This window comes from Vibrio sp. 811 (assembly GCF_033339195.1).
In genome coordinates this window covers 1-19976 of record NZ_JAWOUB010000002.1, presented here as the reverse complement: position 1 = coordinate 19976, position 19976 = coordinate 1, and the positions used below count along the sequence as shown (strand labels likewise).

The 19976-nt window shown below is 44.9% G+C and carries 14 protein-coding genes and 2 pseudogenes; 15 read left to right on the top strand and 1 reads right to left on the bottom strand.

From position 1 onward, the window contains the following. The first annotated feature begins 6 nt into the window (after positions 1–6). Entirely contained in the window at positions 7–1599 is a 1593-nt protein-coding gene (locus tag R7Q46_RS03895) for an ABC-F family ATPase (RefSeq protein ID WP_318077307.1), read from the top strand. A 240-nt stretch (positions 1600–1839) separates the two neighbouring features. Here R7Q46_RS03895 and R7Q46_RS03890 read toward each other — a convergent pair whose 3' ends face one another. Next, on the bottom strand, positions 1840–2664 hold the full coding sequence (locus R7Q46_RS03890) for a formate dehydrogenase accessory sulfurtransferase FdhD (RefSeq protein ID WP_017820681.1): 825 nt from the start codon (positions 2662–2664) through the stop codon (positions 1840–1842). Positions 2665–2987: 323 nt separating this feature from the next. On the opposite strand from R7Q46_RS03890, the gene R7Q46_RS03885 reads away from it, so the two are divergent. The 14 genes and pseudogenes from R7Q46_RS03885 to R7Q46_RS03820 form a co-directional block, all read left to right on the top strand. Next, on the top strand, positions 2988–3452 hold the full coding sequence (locus R7Q46_RS03885) for a DUF3305 domain-containing protein (RefSeq protein WP_017634910.1): 465 nt from the start codon (positions 2988–2990) through the stop codon (positions 3450–3452). After that, positions 3442–4071 (top strand): DUF3306 domain-containing protein, encoded by a 630-nt coding sequence (locus R7Q46_RS03880; protein WP_318077306.1) that lies wholly within the window; start codon positions 3442–3444, stop codon positions 4069–4071. Before R7Q46_RS03885 ends, R7Q46_RS03880 begins: the two co-directional genes overlap by 11 nt. 308 nt (positions 4072–4379) lie before the next feature. Beyond that, positions 4380–6041: a 4Fe-4S dicluster domain-containing protein gene (locus R7Q46_RS03875; protein WP_017634908.1), complete on the top strand. Its 1662-nt coding sequence runs from the start codon at positions 4380–4382 to the stop codon at positions 6039–6041. A gap of 9 nt (positions 6042–6050) precedes the next feature. Continuing rightward, positions 6051–6677: a molecular chaperone gene (locus tag R7Q46_RS03870; protein WP_318077305.1), complete on the top strand. Its 627-nt coding sequence runs from the start codon at positions 6051–6053 to the stop codon at positions 6675–6677. Between the two features lie 73 nt (positions 6678–6750). Beyond that, positions 6751–6951, top strand: coding sequence for a twin-arginine translocation signal domain-containing protein (locus tag R7Q46_RS03865; RefSeq protein ID WP_005377542.1), 201 nt, complete (start codon positions 6751–6753; stop codon positions 6949–6951). 10 nt (positions 6952–6961) lie between these two features. After that, complete coding sequence (locus tag R7Q46_RS03860; RefSeq protein WP_318077304.1) at positions 6962–9817, top strand: formate dehydrogenase subunit alpha; 2856 nt, start codon at positions 6962–6964, stop codon at positions 9815–9817. Positions 9818–9828: 11 nt separating this feature from the next. Continuing rightward, a complete protein-coding gene (gene fdh3B, locus R7Q46_RS03855) occupies positions 9829–10437 on the top strand; it encodes a formate dehydrogenase FDH3 subunit beta (protein WP_005377536.1) in 609 nt (202 codons plus the stop codon). A gap of 14 nt (positions 10438–10451) precedes the next feature. Further along, complete coding sequence (locus R7Q46_RS03850; protein ID WP_065274532.1) at positions 10452–11504, top strand: formate dehydrogenase subunit gamma; 1053 nt, start codon at positions 10452–10454, stop codon at positions 11502–11504. Beyond that, positions 11488–11904 (top strand): membrane protein, encoded by a 417-nt coding sequence (locus tag R7Q46_RS03845; protein WP_005377532.1) that lies wholly within the window; start codon positions 11488–11490, stop codon positions 11902–11904. The genes R7Q46_RS03850 and R7Q46_RS03845 overlap by 17 nt, the downstream gene beginning before the upstream one ends. 423 nt (positions 11905–12327) lie before the next feature. Beyond that, complete coding sequence (locus R7Q46_RS03840) at positions 12328–16725, top strand: RHS repeat-associated core domain-containing protein (RefSeq protein ID WP_318077303.1); 4398 nt, start codon at positions 12328–12330, stop codon at positions 16723–16725. After that, positions 16718–17620, top strand: a complete 903-nt coding sequence (locus R7Q46_RS03835; RefSeq protein ID WP_213872143.1) for an immunity 49 family protein — start codon at positions 16718–16720, stop codon at positions 17618–17620. The genes R7Q46_RS03840 and R7Q46_RS03835 overlap by 8 nt, the downstream gene beginning before the upstream one ends. A gap of 45 nt (positions 17621–17665) precedes the next feature. Continuing rightward, positions 17666–18621, top strand: a pseudogene (locus R7Q46_RS03830) (type IV secretion protein Rhs); the annotation flags it as partial. Position 18622: 1 nt separating this feature from the next. Then, positions 18623–19516 carry an immunity 49 family protein gene (locus R7Q46_RS03825; protein WP_213872144.1) on the top strand — a complete coding sequence of 298 codons (894 nt, stop codon included), beginning with the start codon at positions 18623–18625 and terminating at the stop codon, positions 19514–19516. Positions 19517–19691: 175 nt separating this feature from the next. Next, positions 19692–19976, top strand: a pseudogene (locus R7Q46_RS03820) (hypothetical protein); the annotation flags it as partial.

The window sequence follows — 19976 nt, the reverse complement described above, 5'->3', positions numbered from 1 at the left end:
AAGGTTTTGATCTCCACAGCGAATATTACTCAACAATTCGGCGCTAAGCCGCTATTCGAAAACATTTCAGTTAAGTTCGGCGAAGGCAATCGCTATGGCTTAATTGGAGCTAACGGTTGTGGTAAATCAACCTTTATGAAGATCCTCAGCGGCGAGCTTGAGCAAACCAGTGGTAACGTAAGCTACGATCCAAACGAGCGCGTTGCAAAACTGAACCAGGACCAGTTCGCTTACGAAGAATTTACTGTAATCGATACCGTTATCATAGGTCATAAAGAGCTATGGGAAGTGAAGAAAGAGCGTGACCGCATCTACTCACTTGCTGAAATGAGCGAAGAAGACGGCATGAAAGTGGCTGACCTAGAAGTTCAGTTTGCGGAAATGGACGGCTACATGGCAGAAGCCAAAGCGGGCGAACTTCTTCTTGCGGTGGGTATTCCAATGGAGCAGCACTTCGGTCTAATGAGTGAAGTAGCACCAGGCTGGAAACTTCGTGTGCTTCTAGCGCAGGTTCTATTCGCAGACCCAGATGTGATGCTTCTTGACGAACCAACCAACAACTTGGATATGGACACTATCCGTTGGTTGGAAGACACGCTAAACGCACGTAACTGCACAATGATCATCATCTCGCACGACCGTCACTTCCTAAACTCAGTATGTACGCACATGGCTGATTTGGATTACGGTGAGCTACGTGTTTACCCAGGTAACTACGATGAGTACATGACTGCGGCTTCTCAAGCTCGCGAACGTCTACTAAACGACAACGCGAAGAAGAAAGCACAAATCGCTGAGCTACAAACGTTCGTTGCTCGTTTCTCTGCAAACGCATCGAAAGCAAAACAAGCGACATCTCGTGCTAAGCAAATCGACAAGATCAAACTGGATGAAGTTAAAGCGTCTAGCCGTCAAAACCCATTCATTCGTTTCGAACAGTCGAAAGAGCTGTTCCGTAACGCTCTGATTGTTGAAAACCTAAGCCAAGGATTCGAAGAGGACTTGTTCTCAGACTTCAATGCAATTTTTGAAGTGGGTGAGCGCGTTGCGATCATCGGTGAGAACGGTGTGGGTAAAACAACACTTCTAAACACGCTTGCTGGTGTGCTTGAACCGCGTGCGGGTGAGTACAAATGGTCTGAAAACTCAAACATCGGTTACTACGCGCAAGACCACGCGCATGACTTTGCAGAAGACATGAACCTAACGGATTGGATGGGTCAATGGCGTCAAGAAGGTGATGACGAGCAAGTCGTTCGTGGTTTCCTAGGTCGTATGCTGTTTGGCCAAGACGACATTAAGAAGTCAGTAAAAGTACTGTCTGGTGGTGAACAAGGTCGTATGCTGCTTGGCAAGCTGATGATGCACAAGCCAAACATGTTGCTAATGGACGAACCAACCAACCACATGGATATGGAATCGATCGAATCTTTGAACACTGCGCTTGAGCAATACAAAGGCACGTTGTTCTTCGTATCTCACGACCGTGTATTCGTAGACTCACTAGCAACGCGTATTATCGAAATCCGCGATGGTAAAATCACAGACTTTAAAGGCACTTACTCTGAGTTCCTAAAATCTCGTGGTGTTGACGCGTAATTACTCGCAAAGCGTTTAAAAAGCAAAAGCCTCGCTATTTAGCGAGGCTTTTTTGATATTTGGCCTTAATCCTTAAACTGACCGGTTATATACGCATAGAGCCCGACCACGCCAAAGGTAATAATCATAGAAAGCATGATACCGCTGGGCGTAAGCAGAAAATTCCACAATTGGTCATTATTCATAGTCCACATCCTCTGTGAATCCGCATTATTGGTTTTAGTTTACACTGAAAAGGTGTTATTGGTTGCCTTTTACATCAAATTCAACCTTGTCGGCTCCTGTAAACACTTGGAAGCGCAAACCTTTCGCACGCGCAATGGTTGTAATACCAAATTGCTTCGCTAGATCTAACCCCATTTGAGTAACGCCAGAGCGAGAAAGCAGAACAGGAATGCCCATTTGAGCCACTTTAATCACCATCTCTGATGTAAGGCGACCAGTTGTGTAGAAAATTTTATCTTCACCTGTTTCTTCTTTGAGCCACATCTCACCTGCAAGTGTATCCACTGCGTTGTGACGGCCGACATCTTCCACAAATGACAACACTTCATTACCTTTGCAAACCGCACAGCCGTGTACTGCGCCCGCTTTTTTGTAGGTGTCGTTGTAATGAGTTAACGCTTCCAGCGCAGAATAAATTTCTGACTGCTTAAGAGGAACTTGAGGCACTTGATAATTTTCAAGCTGCTTCATCACGTTGCCATACATAGTGCCTTGGCCACAACCTGAGGTGACGGTTTTCTTTTTCAGGGCGCCTTCTAAGTGTTCAGTGTTTTCTTTAGTAATCACCGCTGCGGAATGCGTTTCCCAGTCAATAATAACGGATTCAATCGCGGCTGGGTCGGACAGGAAGCTTTGGTTTTTTAAATAACCCAGTACTAGTGCTTCTGGACGCGAACCTAGCGTCATGAGCGTGACCACTTCTTTCCAGTTCAGCATGACCGTAAGAGGACGCTCGCACGCGATTTGCTTTGTCAGTTTTTCGCCGTACTCGTCGTACACATCGACTTCAATGGTTTGCAGGGGATTTTCACTGGTTTTAATAATGTTTGGTTTCAGCACAGTCGTGTCCTAGTGATTAAGAGCGTTAGGTTGCTACGCATTTTAGCTTGTTAAGTGGCTAGCAAATCTCATTCCAAAATAGCGGTTCCCACAGAAATTGCGAGGTTTTATGTCAACAATGCATTAAAACTGCGAGTTCGCAGTAATGACACATCAATACATTTGAGTTTCGTCTAGTTTGGTACTTATAGCCTGAGGGAGTATATAGACTAAGTTATATCAGCTTGGCGCGTTTATTGCTTCGAAGACAATAAAAATGGTCGAAAACGGGGGCAAAATGTCCTGTGTGTTTTCAGACCAAAAATAGAAAGACTGGGTGAGTTATGTCGGATAAGAAAGATTTCGAAAAAAATTACGAAAAGACTGAGGATACATGGCCAATCGGCGTAGAGCTTGTTGAGCATGAGATCAGTACAGGGATTTGGGTGACAACCCAATGGCAGTTGACAGGATTTGCGCTGAATCCGACGGAAGAAACTCCAGATGTTTGTCCGTTGCAATTACATAAAGATGAACGTACAGACTACCGCTTTAACTTAAGCTCTCTGCAACCTAAACTCTTTTTAGTGATGGATAACGTCGAGTCTGGTGAAAAACCAGCGATACAGTTACTGACGGCTTCACAATCTGTTGCGGCGCAATATATGGATGGTGATAACCTTGTACTATCTAACGATATGCCGTTAGCCGTTCAGGCTTGGATGGAAGCCTTTATCGGTCGCCACGGTGAGTTGTTAGAAGTAAGACGTAAGAAACGCAAAGGAGCGGGCAGAGCAAATGGCAACTAGTTTTTTAAGCCGTTGGTCGAAACGTAAGTTAGAAGAATCCTCCCAACATGATGAAGAGATCACGCCGATAGCAGAGACGGCGCAATCCGAAGATAGTGTCACAGCGCTTTCAAACGCTGACGAAAGCTCAGATGCTTTGAACGTCAATGAGGATAGTCAGGCTCCAGACATTACCGCGAGTGTAGAGACTGAAAAAACCGAAGAAATGTCTGTGGCGCAACTGCTGGTTTCTGAAGCCTCAGAAAGCGTCAAGAAAGCTGCGCTGCGCAAAATGTTCTTGTCCGAAGAATTTAACGTGCGTGACGGCCTAGACGATTACGATGATGATTACAGTAACTTAAAGTCACTTTCTCAAGACGTCGCTGAGACGCTGCGTGATTGGGTTAAAGACAAAGTGGAAGACGAACCAGACGCTGAAACTGCGCAAGGGTCTGAGCTTAACGCTAACGATATCGCATCTGGGGTAGTTGAAGACGCAGAGTCAAACACCGACAAAAGTGGCCAAATTACTCAAGATGAAAATGAACTGTATATAAATACAGTTCCTGGCGAAAGTGATACTTTTGCTGAAGAATCACAGCCTAACGAGGTGAGACAAAATATACCACACAAAGAATAGGTACATTTTGACTAAACACTCAATGAGCCGGCTGAGACAAAATGTCTCAACCGGTTTTTTTATCCCTACTATTTGTCAGTAAAATTGATAACCTATTGATTTTTAGTTGATATTTTATTGGCATGACACTTGCTATCTGTTGCTCAATACCAATCTGGTTGAAGTTAGTACGGACGCACTGCGTAGTATTCATCGCCTATAGATGGCGGAATAAGAATGCTCATTGATAAGTTAATCAGCAGAATCTCCGGCGCTAACTACACTAAGAGATGGAAAAGACTATCCATGTTCATAAATGGAATTGAGCAATGCTGAAACAATTATTAGAACAAGCAACTTCCAATAACGGTAAAGCGAGGCTGTACGCTTTCGAAAATACCGTAGAGTTGACCAATCTTATTCCACCAACCGTAAGCTATGAAAGCGGTGGTAATACTTTGATTGTGGGCCCAACAGCAATCATCGAAAGTGCGGCAGCGCAATTGTCGCAAATGAACAGCCTAACGCTGCTTTCTACCGATGGCGAAAAGGGCACAAATCCCGAGCTTTATTACGCCAATTCGGTTCAGGTTTCAGGGTTCTTAGGTACGTTTGAAGTTCTGATTGAAAATCATGGTTCGACCAACAATCTTGCCAAGGTCGCGATCAATAGCGATTGTTTCGATATCGTACTCGATCTTTGCCTTAACAGCTGCATGTCGGAAGAAGTCCCAGTACCGGGCTACTACCCAGTAGGTCGTGGCTATCCGAAACTGGCTGAAGCGTTGGAAGAGATTCCAACCTTAATGGGGACGTTCGATAAACCGAAATTCTTCCGTTTAGATACCGATTTATGTGCACACAGCTCTCGTGGCGTAAAAGGTTGCGAACGGTGTGTGGATGCTTGTCCGGCAGGGGCACTATCGAGTGAAGGCAGCGACAAAACGGGCCATCGCATCGAGATCAACCCATACCTATGTCAAGGCGTGGGTACTTGTGCTACAGCGTGTCCGACAGAAGCGATTCATTACGCACTGCCAAACCCTGAAGATACGCAAAAGTTTATTGAACGTACGCTCGCCAACTATGAGCAAGCGGGTGGTTTAGATCCTATCGTATTGATTTGCAGTTCTCGCCACGAGAGCTACAACGTGATGGCACTGAAAGCACTGCCAGATAATGTGATTCCAATTGTGGTGGAAGAACTGCCTTCGGTTGGTATTGATACTTGGTTCGCCGCGCTTGTGAATGGTGCTACTCAGGTGCTGTTTGCGGCTTCACGTTTTATGCCTCAAACCATTATTCGTGTGCTTAATAGCGAAGTAGGTATTGCTCAAGAGCTGCTCGGTCAGCTTGGTATCGCCAAAGAAACCATCGACATTCTGTATCTAGAGTCACTACGTGAAGGTGCTCCGACACTTTGTACCGAGTCTTTTGATTTGGCATTAGGAGACTTGCAAGGCAACAAACGTCAGCGTCTATTTACGGCGTTGGATGCGTTGTCCGCATCACGTATTCCAGTCGAGAACATTGTTGAACTTCCAGCGAACGCACCTTACGGCACAGTCTCTTGTGAAAGTAAAGGTTGTACGTTGTGCATGAGCTGTGTGGCTGTGTGTCCAACACGTGCATTGCATACGGACGGTCGATCTCCGTCGCTTAAATTCGTCGAGCAAGACTGCATTCAATGTGGGCTGTGCGAGAAAGCGTGTCCAGAGAAAGTGCTGACGCTTACTCCTCGTATGAACTGGGTGAAAGAAGAACGCCAGAAAGCGGTTGTGATTCATGAAGAAAAGGCAGCCGAGTGCATTCGTTGTCACAAGCCCTTTGCTCCGCAATCGATGATCGACATGCTACAAAACAAGTTACGCGGTCACTCTCATTTCTCTGATGAAGCGGCGATCAATCGTATCGCGATGTGTGAAGACTGCCGTGTGATCGACATGTTTGAGTCGATGGCAGAAGACCCAATGAAACAATTAAAATACTAGGAGCTCGCAGTGGACACACAACAAGAACAAACACTGAGAACAGACATTTATCTCGTTCTATCTGCACTTTTTCGTAGTGCGCCTAGTGATGAAATGCTGGCGTTCCTGAAATCGCTAGAAATTGAGCCGTCTGAGAGCGCGATGCAAAAAGCTTGGCTCGCACTGCAACAAGCCGCGAACGAAGCGCAGCGAGAAGCGTTAGAAGAAGAATATCAAGATCTGTTTATTGGCATTGGACGTGGTGAAGTTGTGCCATTCGGATCTTGGCATCGTACTGGCTCGATGATGGAAAAGCCGTTAGCGGAAATTCGTCGCGATTTGGATCTTTTAGGCATCGAACGAGAAGAGAGCGTGAAAGAGCCTGAAGACCATATTTCTGCACTGTGCGAAGTGATGGCAATGCTGACAGGTGAAGAGGAAGAACTTCAACAAGCGGTGTTTAACAAACACATTGCCCCTTGGTTCCAATCTTTTACGCGCCAACTAGAGAGCGCCGAAAGCGTGAACTTCTACAAGCCAGCTGCACAGCTTTGCGATGCATTTTTAACGTTAGAGCAAGTCCGCTTTAGCGTGAACACCAAAAGCAGTAAGAACAAATTAAAAATTGATGTGAAAAACGTCACTGATTACGAGTAATCGAGCAGTACTTGGTCATATCGATAGAGAGGCATGAGTCTCCAAAGATCTACCGTAAGGTAAGGAAGCAATGATGAAAGATAATAAAGAAATAAACACAAGCCGTAGGGATCTCCTAAAAGGCTTCACAACCGCTGCCGTTGCCGGTGCTGTTGTTGCGGGAACCACGAAAGTGGCCGTTGCTTCAGAAACGGTTGAGCCTTCTGAAAACGACGTGAAGAAGAAAGGGTATCGTGAAACTCAACACATTCGCGATTACTACGACACACTTTAGGAGATAACGGATGAAACTTGTCAAACGCTCCGACAGTGTGAGCAAAGAAACGAACCAGCTTGGCGTATCTCGTCGTGCATTCATGAAAAACACTTCGCTTGCCGCTGGTGGCGCAGTGGTTGGTGCTAGTCTATTCGCACCGGGAATGATGAAAAAAGCGCAAGCAAAATCAGTCGATCCAGAAGCGAAAACAGAAATAAAACGTACTATCTGTTCTCACTGTTCAGTGGGTTGTGGTATTTACGCAGAAGTTCAAAATGGTGTTTGGACGGGTCAAGAGCCTGCATTCGACCACCCATTTAACGCCGGTGGACACTGTGCAAAAGGCGCCGCACTGCGTGAACATGGCCACGGTGAGCGCCGTCTTAAATACCCAATGAAGCTTGAAAACGGTAAGTGGAAAAAGCTTTCTTGGGATCAAGCGATCGAAGAAATCGGTAACAAGGTGATGGACATCCGCAAAGAGTCTGGCCCTGATTCGGTTTACTTCTTGGGAAGCGCAAAGCACAGCAACGAACAAGCGTACTTGTTCCGCAAAATGGCATCACTTTGGGGTACGAACAACGTTGACCACCAAGCGCGTATTTGTCACTCAACAACCGTGGCGGGTGTAGCGAACACTTGGGGTTACGGTGCGATGACCAACTCTTTCAATGACATGCACAACTGTAAGTCGATGCTATTCATTGGTTCAAACCCAGCTGAAGCACACCCAGTAGCGATGCAGCACATTCTGATCGCAAAAGAGAAGAACAACTGTAAGATCGTCGTAGCGGATCCTCGTCGTACACGTACGGCAGCAAAATCGGATCACTATGTATCACTTCGTCCTGGTTCTGACGTAGCATTCATTTGGGGTGTGTTGTGGCACATCTTCGAAAACCAATGGGAAGATAAAGAGTTCATCCGTCAACGTGTATTCGGTATGGATGAGATCCGTGCTGAAGTGGCGAAATGGACGCCAGCAGAAGTTGAGCGCGTAACAGGCGTAAGCGAAGAAGACGTTTACCAAACAGCAAAACTGCTTTCTGAAAATCGCCCAGGCTGTATTGTTTGGTGTATGGGTGGTACTCAGCATACTACTGGTAACAACAACACACGTGCTTACTGTGTGCTTGAGCTAGCGCTTGGTAACATTGGTAAATCAGGCGGCGGCGCAAACATCTTCCGTGGTCACGATAACGTACAAGGCGCAACCGACCTTGGCGTGCTCTCTGACACGCTACCGGGCTACTACGGCCTTTCTGAAGGCGCTTGGCGTCATTGGTCAAAAGTGTGGGAAATCGATTACGAATGGATCAAAGGTCGTTTCGATGACAACGCTTATAGCGGTCAGAAACCAATGCACAGTGCAGGTATTCCTGTATCTCGTTGGGTTGATGGTGTACTGGAAAACAAAGACAACATTCGTCAACGCGAAAACATACGTGCAATGTTCTACTGGGGACACGCAGTGAACTCTCAAACACGTGGTGTTGAGATGAAAAAAGCGATGCAGAAGTTGGACATGATGGTGATTGTGGACCCATACCCAACGGTTGCTGCGGTAATGAACGACCGTACCGACGGCGTTTACCTGCTTCCTGCAACAACACAGTTTGAAACACACGGCAGCGTTACCGCATCTAACCGCTCTCTACAATGGCGTGATCAGGTGATTGAACCTTTGTTTGAATCAAAACCAGACCACGAAATCATGTACCTGCTTTCGAAGAAACTGGGCTATTCCGATCTTCTGTTCAAAAACATCCGTGTTGAAAACAACCAGCCGGTGATTGAAGACCTAACGCGTGAATTCAACAAAGGCATGTGGACGATTGGTTACACAGGCCAAAGCCCAGAGCGTTTGAAAGCGCACCAACAAAACTGGCATACGTTCCACAAAACCACATTGGAAGCGGAAGGTGGCCCTGTCAACGGTGAAACCTATGGTCTACCTTGGCCATGCTGGGGCACACCAGAAATGAAACACCCAGGTACACACATTCTGTACGATACGTCTAAGACGGTTGCAGAAGGTGGCGGTAACTTCCGTACGCGCTTTGGTGTGGAATTTGAAGGCAAGAGCCTTCTTGCAGAAGACAGTTATTCGAAAGGCTGTGAAATCAAAGACGGTTACCCAGAGTTCACTGACAAGTTGTTGAAACAACTTGGTTGGTGGGACGACTTAACTGCTGAAGAGAAAGTGGCATCAGAGGGTAAAAACTGGAAGACTGACCTTTCTGGCGGTATTCAGCGTGTCGCGATCAAGCACGGTTGTATTCCATTTGGTAACGCGAAAGCGCGTGCGATTGTTTGGACGTTCCCAGACCGTGTGCCACTGCATCGTGAACCACTTTACACACCACGTCGTGACCTTGTAATGGATTACCCAACTTGGGAAGACAAAGATGCAATCTTCCGTGTTCCTACGTTGTATAAATCCATTCAAGAGCAAGACAAATCGGGCGAGTACCCAATCGTTCTGACTTCTGGCCGTCTGGTTGAATACGAAGGTGGTGGTGAAGAGACGCGTTCAAACCCTTGGCTTGCCGAGCTTCAACAAGAAATGTTTGTTGAAGTGAACCCGAAAGACGCGAACGATCTTGGCTTTAGAGATGGTGATGATGTTTGGGTTGAAGGTGCAGAGAAAGGACGAATCAAGGTGAAAGCGATGGTAACACGTCGTGTGAAACCTGGTTTGGCGTTCATTCCGTTCCACTTTGGCGGTAAGTTCGAAGGTGAAGACCTACGCCCTAAATACCCAGAAGGTACACAACCTTACGTTGTTGGCGAATCGGCTAACACGGCAACCACTTACGGTTACGACCCGGTTACCTTGATGCAGGAAACCAAAGTAACCCTATGTAACATTCGTAAAGCGTAAGGAGTCTGACAATGGCACGAATGAAATTTCTATGTGACACCAAACGCTGTATCGAGTGTAACGGCTGTGTTACTGCATGTAAGAACGAAAACGACGATGCGCTTGAATGGGGCATTCAACGTCGCCGCGTGGTAACACTAAACGACGGTGAAGCTGGTGAAAACTCTATCTCTGTTGCTTGTATGCACTGTACCGATGCGCCTTGTATGGCAGTTTGTCCAGCTGATTGTTTCGAACATACCGAAGACGGCATCGTTCTTCACAATAAAGATCTGTGTATCGGTTGTGGTTACTGTTTGTTTGCTTGTCCGTTTGGCGCACCTCAATTTCCTAAACAAGAGGCGTTTGGTGAACGTGGCAAAATGGATAAATGTACTTTCTGCGCGGGCGGCCCAGAAACAGAGCCTGGCTCTGAGGAAGAACGTCAAAAATACGGTGCGAACCGTATCGCAGAAGGCAAGTTACCGATGTGTGCATCGCTTTGTTCAACCAAAGCGCTGCTTGCGGGTGACGCAGAGAAAGTCTCTGACATTTTCCGTCAACGTGTGGTAGAACGCGGCGCGAAAAACGCAGGTTGGACAGACGGAAACGATCTTTCTTACGATGCGACGAAAAGCTAAGTAAGGAGAGGCACATGTTAAACACGCTTAAACGTGCATCTCTAGCAATGCTGTCAATGATGACGGCATTGCTGCTGACTTTCGCAATGCCTGCTTCAGGAGAGGAACAATCTTCTAAAGTTATTCAACAGGAGATCACGCAACTCGCCGGGGCAGACTATTGGCGCGAAGTCAGAGAGGGGCAAGAAGGCTACACCACGTCCCAATCGCCAGAACATGGCGTATTGATCAGTAAACCTGGTGAGACTTGGTACATTCTAAAAGAGAAATGGATGTCTCCTGCTGGTGCTGTCGCGATTTTCGGCAGTATCGCGATGGTTATCATGGCTTACGTATTCGTTGGTCCTTTGATGCTTAGCAAGCCGCGTACTGGTAAAAAGATGAAGCGTTGGTCTCGTTTAGACCGCGCGCTTCACTGGAGTATGGCGTTTACATTCTTAACGTTGGCATTCAGTGGTTTGATGCTGGTTTACGGTAAGCACTTCTTAAAACCGTACGTTCCTACTGAGTTCTGGGGCTTTATCGTCATGTTGGCGAAGCAGTACCACAATTACATGGGACCATTGTTCTTCATTTTACTGATGCTCGTGCTCTTTAAATGGTGGCGCAAGTCGATTCCAAACATGACAGATGTTCGTTGGTTTATGAAAATGGGCGGCATGGTTGGTAAACACAAAGGCACACATCCGTCAGCTGGTTTCTCAAACGGTGGCGAGAAGGCAATCTATTGGTTGTTGATCTTCTTTGGTGCTATCGCGGCAGTGAGTGGCTTAGTTCTGGACTTTCCTATCTTTGGCCAAACTCGCCGTGACATGGAGCTTTCTAACTTAGTTCATGCGATTTCGGCACTGATTCTAATCTGTGGCTTTATCTTCCACATCTATATTGGTCTATTCGGTATGGAAGGTGCGTTAGAAGGCATGGTGACTGGTGAAGTTGACGAGACATGGGCGAAAGAACACCACGATCTTTGGTATGAGGAAGTGAAGTCCAAAGAAGCGATGGGCGAAACAGATACGGCACAAACGGAAGTAAAAGGAGCGAAAGCGAATGAACAAACCTCATAATGGGATTTGGGTTGCGTACATCCTGAGCTGTCTGACCCCGTTTACGTTTCTGATCTCAGGCGTTATCGCAATTATCTATGCGGGTTACCGATTAGATAAGGGAGAAGACAGCGACGTAGTGATTTCTCATTACTACGGTTTAATTCGCACCTTCTTTCTCTACCTGACGTTTTTTGTTGTGTTGATCGTCACCGTCGCGACTTCTAACGGTGTACTCGTTGGCGTGAGTGATTATTGGTTGCATAGTACTTTGCTTGAAACCATCGCTTACTTTATTCCTTGGGTAGGGATGGTGTTTGCTGCATTAGCCATCTTGGTGTGGTTTATGAGAATGTTTCAAGGGATGCAGCAACTGCTCAATAACCAACCACACAGACCATCGACAGGTCCAAACCTTTAATCAGTATTCTTTAAGCAAAACCGCCGTAATAGGCGGTTTTTTTGTTGCTGTTTTGTCTCAAATATGAAGCGTTGAGTCGCAGTGGTGATACTTGATGCAACTTATTGAGTGAATTTACGTAACTGGGCAGAAAATCATAGTTAAGTAAGAAACATGTAAAAAAATCGCGTCACGATGAGACATTAGTCTCACTCACGCTATTGTTCATTTACTCAGGATTCATCGTCCCGTTAAAGTACGCTGCGCTCAGAAATTCAAAGAGTTGCATACGTGAAAATTGCCATCAATACATTCAGTCTACGCATACAGAGGAATCTCTATCGGAGGATGTTTGATTAAGGCATCTTGCTCTCACAAATAAAAAGAGCGAAACGAGCATTAAATGATGCGGCAAGGTAAGAAAAGGACAAACACGTTACGGCTATGATCCCTCAATTCGTCATTCCTATCACGAATCGCTTTGGCGAAAGTTATCACTTCTCTGGTCAGTTACTTACTAGCGGCGAACCTAAAACATTCGTGACCAAACAAGAGGCAATAGAGTTTCTTGAGAGCTTTGGTGAGCTTGACCTTCGCTCTGTCGAGGATTTGTTCTATACGATTGGTCAATTCAAGCCAAACATACCTGACGGTGAGCTTACTTCCCAACACTATAATTCAACGTTTGCCAATGCTTTGGTGAACGGTGACTTGCATGTTGCTCGAATTGTACCTACCGGCGAAAACTACGCACTCTCGTCGGCGGTTACGCCTCCACCGACTCAAAATACCGTCAATGCAAAACCATCGAAGGGAAAGGGGAAGTCGAATAAAAAGAGTGGCAGAAGTGCCGCATCCGCCAAGCCTCAGCAACAAAGCAGCGAAAAACATGAGAAAGCCGGTGATCCTGTATCACTTGTGACGGGTGAAGAAATTCTCGAACTCTATGATATCGAGCTACAACAAGGTACTACTTGGCAGCGTACTTACCGCTCTTCGCAGTCGGATGTAAATCATGGAATGGGCTTTGGTTGGCGACATGCATTTCAGTTTGAATTACGCGAAAAGACGAACGAGAAAGACAATGTTATCGCTTGGGAGTTTGTTGACGATAAGGCCGATATCACAGAATTTGAGCCAGTAGATATTGGAGCAACAAGTTACCAGATATACGCTGGTGCGAGCTGTTATTTCCTAAATTCAGCAACTCGGATCGTGACGCTCGCTAATGGGCATCAATATCGATTTGAACAGAAAGATGATCGTTGGCTTGTTAAACAAGTCAGAAATGGCACGTTTTCAACGTTTCAACTGCAGTATTCTCGAAACCATCGATTGATCGAGATTTCATACAACAAGCGTCCGGTTCTTGAATGTCAATATGATAAGCAAGGACGCCTTGTAGAACTGCTTAATGCAAAGTCCCAAAAAGTTCTGACAACTTATACCTATGATGAGCACGATGATTTGGTCAGTGCAACTAATCATTTGGGCTTGAAGGAACAGTATCAATACCGCGGCCATTTAATTGTTAAGCGTGTACGACCAACTGGCTTTACTCATTATTTTGAATGGGATGGCGAAGGTGCTAACGCGAAATGCATCAGGAACGTTGGGGACGCAGGAATTTATGACTATCGCTTCCATTATCAGGGAAATCATTCTTCTTATTCTGACTCGTTAGATCATCAATGGTCTTTCTTGCATGACGAGCAGGGTAACTTACTCGAGAAAATAAGCCCCACAGGTAGAACTTGGCGATGGCAATATGATGAATTAGGACGAAAAGCACAAGCTATCTATCCTGATCAGTCAACGGTCAATTATCAATATAATCAGCATGGTCAATTAGTTTCTAAGTTTCATTCCTCTGGCAAAGAAATTCAATATGGCTATGACGGCTTAGGTAAGTTAGTTAAAACGGTTTCACCTGACGGGGATATTGAGAAGGCTTACTACAATAGCCTCGGTCAAAGAGTTTGGGATACCGATCAGTTCGGCTGTGTCACGGAATATGATTACGATAAACACGGTCAAGTCGTCAAAAAAGAGTCTGAAGATGGTAAGAAAAGTCAGTGGTGGTGGGATGAACAACAAAGACTTATCGCGAATGAAATAGACGGTACATTACTTCGTTATAGCTACAATGAAGAAGATTTAGTGAATGGCGTTGCTTATCCCGATGGGTGTATTGCTCAACTCGCTTATGATCAATTTGGCAGGCGTACATCAGTTCGTTATTTTAACGACGAAGACAAAGTCGGTTATAGCGAAGAATATTCTTACGATGAGCACAGCCGTGTTGCTCAGATTCGAACGCCAGCAGGCATTACCTCGTATCAATGGGGAGCACTCGCGCAACAAGAAGCAGTCATCTTTCCCGATGGCAGCCATATTTCTTACGAATACGATCAACAACGTAACCTGACTAAATTAGTTCGGAGTGACGGCTTAGAGTTCGAATTCCTGTATGACGATGAAGGCCAGCTGTCAGGAACTGTCGGGTTTGATAATCTACAAAGCCAATTTGATTATGATCATATGGGACGGATCCATCGTAAGCAAGTCGCCGATAGGACCGTGCTGTACCGCTATGACGCTGCGGGTTATCTCAAGCACGTCAAAGCAGGAAATGCTAGCAGTATTGTAGAGCACCACTTTAATTATACGCTTGGTGGGCGACTTACGTTCGCCTCCAATCGCCATCAAACATTGCAATACCAATACTCTTCATTCGGGCATTTAACAAAGCGCATTCAAGGTCAGTTTGAGATAGCGCAGGAGTTTAACAGAGTTGGCCAACGCGTATCTCAGGTACTGCCAGATAATACGGAGCTGAACTTCTCTTATGATCGATATGGGCGTTTTTCAGCGATTCGGTTTGGAAACCTAGATTTACCTCAAATCAAATTTCATTACGATGAAATGGGACGAGTTTCCCAAATTGAAACGGCATATTTTAATGAGCGCATCATTTATGATGGTGTTGGTCGTTTGGTCGAACAACATTGGCCTGATAGAGAGAAAAAGTACGTTTACAATGCGCAAAACCGTATTTCATCAATCATTGATAATACGGCAGGAGCAACACACTATCAGTACGATGCCTTAGGGCAACTGAAACGAGTCAATGCTTCCGGAGAAGTGACTAAGTTTGAATACGATAGTTTTGGCAATCCTACTTTGCCATCTTCAGAGGTATTCGCTGATCGTATTGAAGTGCACGATAATGTCCGGTTCAAATATGACGCGCAAGGAAATCAGACAAAACGTGAGGGGCAAGGACACGTTCAGACTCGCGTATTTGATGCGTTAAATCAGCTCATTGAAGTTCACACCGACGATGGCATCAGTCAATATGAATATGATGCATTAGGGCGCAGGACGAAGAAAATTACACAACAAGGCGTTACGGAGTTCTTGTGGGAAGGGGAACGTTTAATTGGTGAACGCTCTTCATGTGCTTTCCGCTGGTACCTATATCAACCAGAAACCTACACGCCAGTGGCACTGCTAGAAAATGACGTTATTTATTGGTACCAGTGCGATCAAGTTGGTAAACCAGAGCGACTGATCGATTGCGAGGGGAATGTTGTATGGAGTGCAAGTTACGATGCTCACGGTTTTGCTCATGTACATATTGAAAATGTAGCAAATCCATTGCGTTTTCAAGGGCAGTACTTCGATCGAGAAACCAACTTACATTACAACCTCGCTCGGTATTACGACCCTAAGCTAGGACGTTTTATCCAACAAGATCCGATATCTATTGCTGGTGGCATTAATCATTACCAATATGCAGTCAATCCTATCCAGTGGATTGACCCAACAGGCTTCTTGTGTGAAGAAGGGCTAAAACGCTTGCAACAAATGCTGGCTGAGTATCAGGCGCAAAACAACGTTCCCCAAGAGGTTTGCGATCAGATTTTAGAGGCAGCAAAAGAATCATCCGTCGGAGAAGATGGCGTTCGCTCGCAAGTCAAAATCCGAAAACCCAAAGGTAAAAATCATATTCGATATGAATACGATTTAGACCATATTGATTGCGAAAGAAACGAGATTACTTTTTATCGCCACATTAATCATTCTGACGGAAGCAAACATGAAGTGCAGTACGTAGTCGGGATAGAAGAGTTTGTTAATGCTCACGTGTTTGATTCAGAGAAGGTCGGTGGCGATAAGACCTGCACCATCTTCACCGAGGACCTAGTGCTGAATAAAGCGGATTACAAGGATAACTCAGAATTCGAATTCAATAATAAGGATGAGGATGAGAAATACAAACTTTCTGAAGAATGCAAACAAAAGGTTGATGAGTGTTTAGCAGAACGTCAAAAGGCAATGGATGCGCGTAGCGGCGAAGAAGGGCATAACGCCCAAATTGCTAAAATTAACCAGCAGTCAGCAAAAATTGGTGAGTTGGTCGCGGATGACTTTGTTCGGAATATACGCCCTAATGCTAAGTTGATCCACCCCAAAGACCTTGCAACTTCGGGATCGAAACCAGGTGATTTCGATATGGTGTACCTCTCAGATGATCCTGAAGAAATCATCATCGTCGAGGCTAAGGGTGGCAGCAGCCCGCTCGGCAGTCGTAAAATTGGAAATATGGCATATCAGCAAGGGACAACTGAATATACAGCAGCAATTATTGGTGAGATGTCTAAGCAAGAACAAGGTACAACGGAAAAGATTGCTGCAAATCACATCAAATCCGCTATCAAAGATGATATTCCGATTCGTTATATTCATACACAAGCAGAAATATCTTCAGATGGTAAAGTCTCGAAAATTAAAGCGAAAGAATTTGATATAGACATGGGAGAATTTGGAAATGTTTGATGCCAAGGAATTAAAAAAGATTGAGCGATTGGCTCATATTAGTCTAACTCAAGCGGCAATAGATGCTTACAGAGAAGAAGTAAAAGAGAACTTAGATAAACGAAAAAGGCGCATTGCGATAAAAAGAGAAAACTTGGTTTATTTGAGTGATGATGTGTCTGAGCAAATTCGCCTGTATACATGGCTACCTCCATTAAATGATGATGAGAGAACCGGCACACTATGTCTATATGAAGCATCATTAATGCGTGCATTTTATCATCAGCTCGCCATGAGACCTGACGAGCCTCAAAGTATTCAATTACCTGGATACCCGGAAGTAACCTGGAAAGGTGAAGGTATTTTAAAAACGGGGTGTTTACACCCTAACCGATGGCTTGATGCTTATTTCACTTCGGTGATCGTGCGTGACAGGCCAAGTATGGACGTATTGGCGAGCTTTCCGATTTCTCTGATGAAACAAAGTTCTACGAAGGCTGGTGAGCTTTCTTACATGCTGGTGGATGTGATTCAGTCATTCCACAACCGCACATCGGATTACCCCGATAAGCTAGTCGCAGCAATGGACGCTGCAGTTGCTCAGGGTGATGACTGGGCATTAGAAATCGCCATGGGCATTTTAGAAACCTTTGCCGCCCTGACAACCGATATTGATTATGACTTTGAAGAGGTACTCATTAAGAACCTGCAGTTCCAGGAGCAATATCAAATGCGCTTGGATGCTCCTAAAAAATTGATTTCAATCGAAACCTTCATCTCTTTCCCTCTGCTTGGCATGGCTTGTATGTGGTACGACAAAGGCAACCGTTTATCTATTGAAACCGGTTGGCTTCCTCCTTATCTCGTCGAGGGGCGTTGGCTAGAAGAAGTAAAAGCAGGGAAGATCACTCGATAAATTATCATTTAGTTAGAAATTCAGTATATAAGCCACCTTTCACGAGGTGGCTTATATGTTTACCGATATTCAATCAACCCCATCTAGTGGATTGACCCAACAGGTTTCCTCTGTGAAGAAGGGTTAAAATGCTTACAGCAAATGCTGGCAGAGTATCAGGCGCAAATAACGTTCCCCAAAAGGTAAAAATCATATCCGATATGAATACGATTTAGACCATATCGATTGCGAGAGAAACGAGATTACTTTTTATCGTCATATTAATCATTCAGATGGCACCAGACACGAAGTGCAGTATGTTGTTGGGATTGAGGAGTTTGTCAATGCGCATGTTTTTGAATCTGAGAAAGTTGGTGGGGAGAAAGGTTGCACGATCTTCACTGAAGATCTTGTGCTGAATAAAGCAGTGTATAAAGAAAACTCAGAACTCAATATGAGTGATTATGAGCTAACAGAAAAAAACAAAGCAAAAATTGATGAATGCTTGAAAGAGCGTCAAGAGGCAATGGACGCTCGGATTGGCCAAGATGGATATAACGCGCAAATAAGTAAAATCAATAGACAATCGGCAAAAATTGTGAAACGGTCGAGGATGACTTTGTTCGGAGTAAACGTCCTAATGCTAAGCTGCTTCATCCCAAATATATTGGAACCTCAATTTCGAAGCCGGGCGACTTTGATATGGTTTACGAGGTGGAAGAGCCACCACTAGGTGAAATTATCATTGTTGAGGCCAAAGGGGGAGCAGTCCTTTGGGTAGTAGAAAAATAGGAAACGAAGCATGTCAGCAAGGAACGTCTAAATATGCAGCGGCAATAGTTGGTAAGATGTCTAGGAATGGGCGAAATACAACAGAGTGGGAAACAGCTAAATCAATAAGAAACGCTTCGAGGAGTGGACGCCCAATTAGATAGATACATACTAAAACCCCAATCTCTGAACCAGGGAAAGTTTCAAAGATTAAAGTAAAAGAATTTAATGTAGATTTAGGGAAGTTTTAAAATGTCTGACAAAATTAAAATAAAAAGAAATGCTGATCCAAAGCTGACCTCGGAGTTAATCAAAGGCTATAGTTCTGATATTGATGAAGACCTTGACACGCGCAAAGAGGTAATCAGTATTCGTAGAGAAAACTTAGTTGCTTTAAGTGATGAATCGTTTTATCTAGTGAGATGGTACTCGTGGTTCCCACACTCCATAGAAAATGAACAAATCGGAACACTTTGCCTGTATGAAGCGTCATTAATGCGCGCGTTTTATCATCAGTTAGCGATGAGGCCTGACGAACCTCAAAGTATTCAATTACCTAGATACCCAGAAGTGACCTGGAAAGGCGAAGGTATTTTAAAAACAGGCTTCATTTGTCCTTCAATGTGGCTAGATGCCTATTTTACTTCTGTCATCGTCCGTGACAAAGCTAGCATGGATGTGTTGGCGAACTTTCCGATTTTTTTGATGAGACAGAGCTCTACCAAAGCGGGTGAGCTGTCTTATATGTTAGTAGACGTCATACAGTCGTTCCATCAACGTACAGCAGACTACCCTGATAAACTGGTGGCCGCGATGGACGCGGCAGTTGCTCAGGGTGATGATTGGGCGTTAGAAATCGCCATGGGTATTTTGGAAACTTTTGCTGCCCTGACAACTGACATCGGTTATGACTTTGAAGAGGTACTCATTAAGAACCTACAGTTCCAAGAGCAATACCAAATGAGGCTCGATAAGCCAGAGGACTTGATTTCTATAGAAACTTTCATATCTTTCCCTCTTCTTGGCATGGCTTGTATGTGGTACGACAAAGGTCATCGTTTATCAGTTGAAACTGGTTGGCTTCCTCCCTATCTCGTTGAAGGGTGTTGGTTAGAGGATGTAAAAGCAGGGAAGATCATTCGATAAACTCCTTTAGCAAATCAATATATAAGCCATCTCTCATGGGGTGGCTTTTACGTTTGAGGTGGGGAGCTTGTTGTTTGTTGAACGCTCCATCATTGGTGGCATTACCAATATGCAGTCCACCATATCCAGTGGATTGACCCAACAGGTTTGGGGCAGCCAATGCTGGCATAGTATAAAAAAGTCTGAACTCAATACGAGTGATTATGAACTAACAGCAAGAAACAAAGCAAAAATTGATGAATGCTTGAAAGAGCGTCAAGAGGCAATGGACGCTCGGATTGGCCAAGATGGATATAACGCGCAAATAAGTAAAATCAATAAACAATCGGCAAAAATTGTGAATTGGCGGCGGATGATTTTGTTCGGAGTTAATGTCCTAATGTTAAGCTGCTTCATCCCAAAGATATTGGAACCTCAATTTCGAAGCCGGGCGACTTTGATATGGTTTACGAGGTGGAAG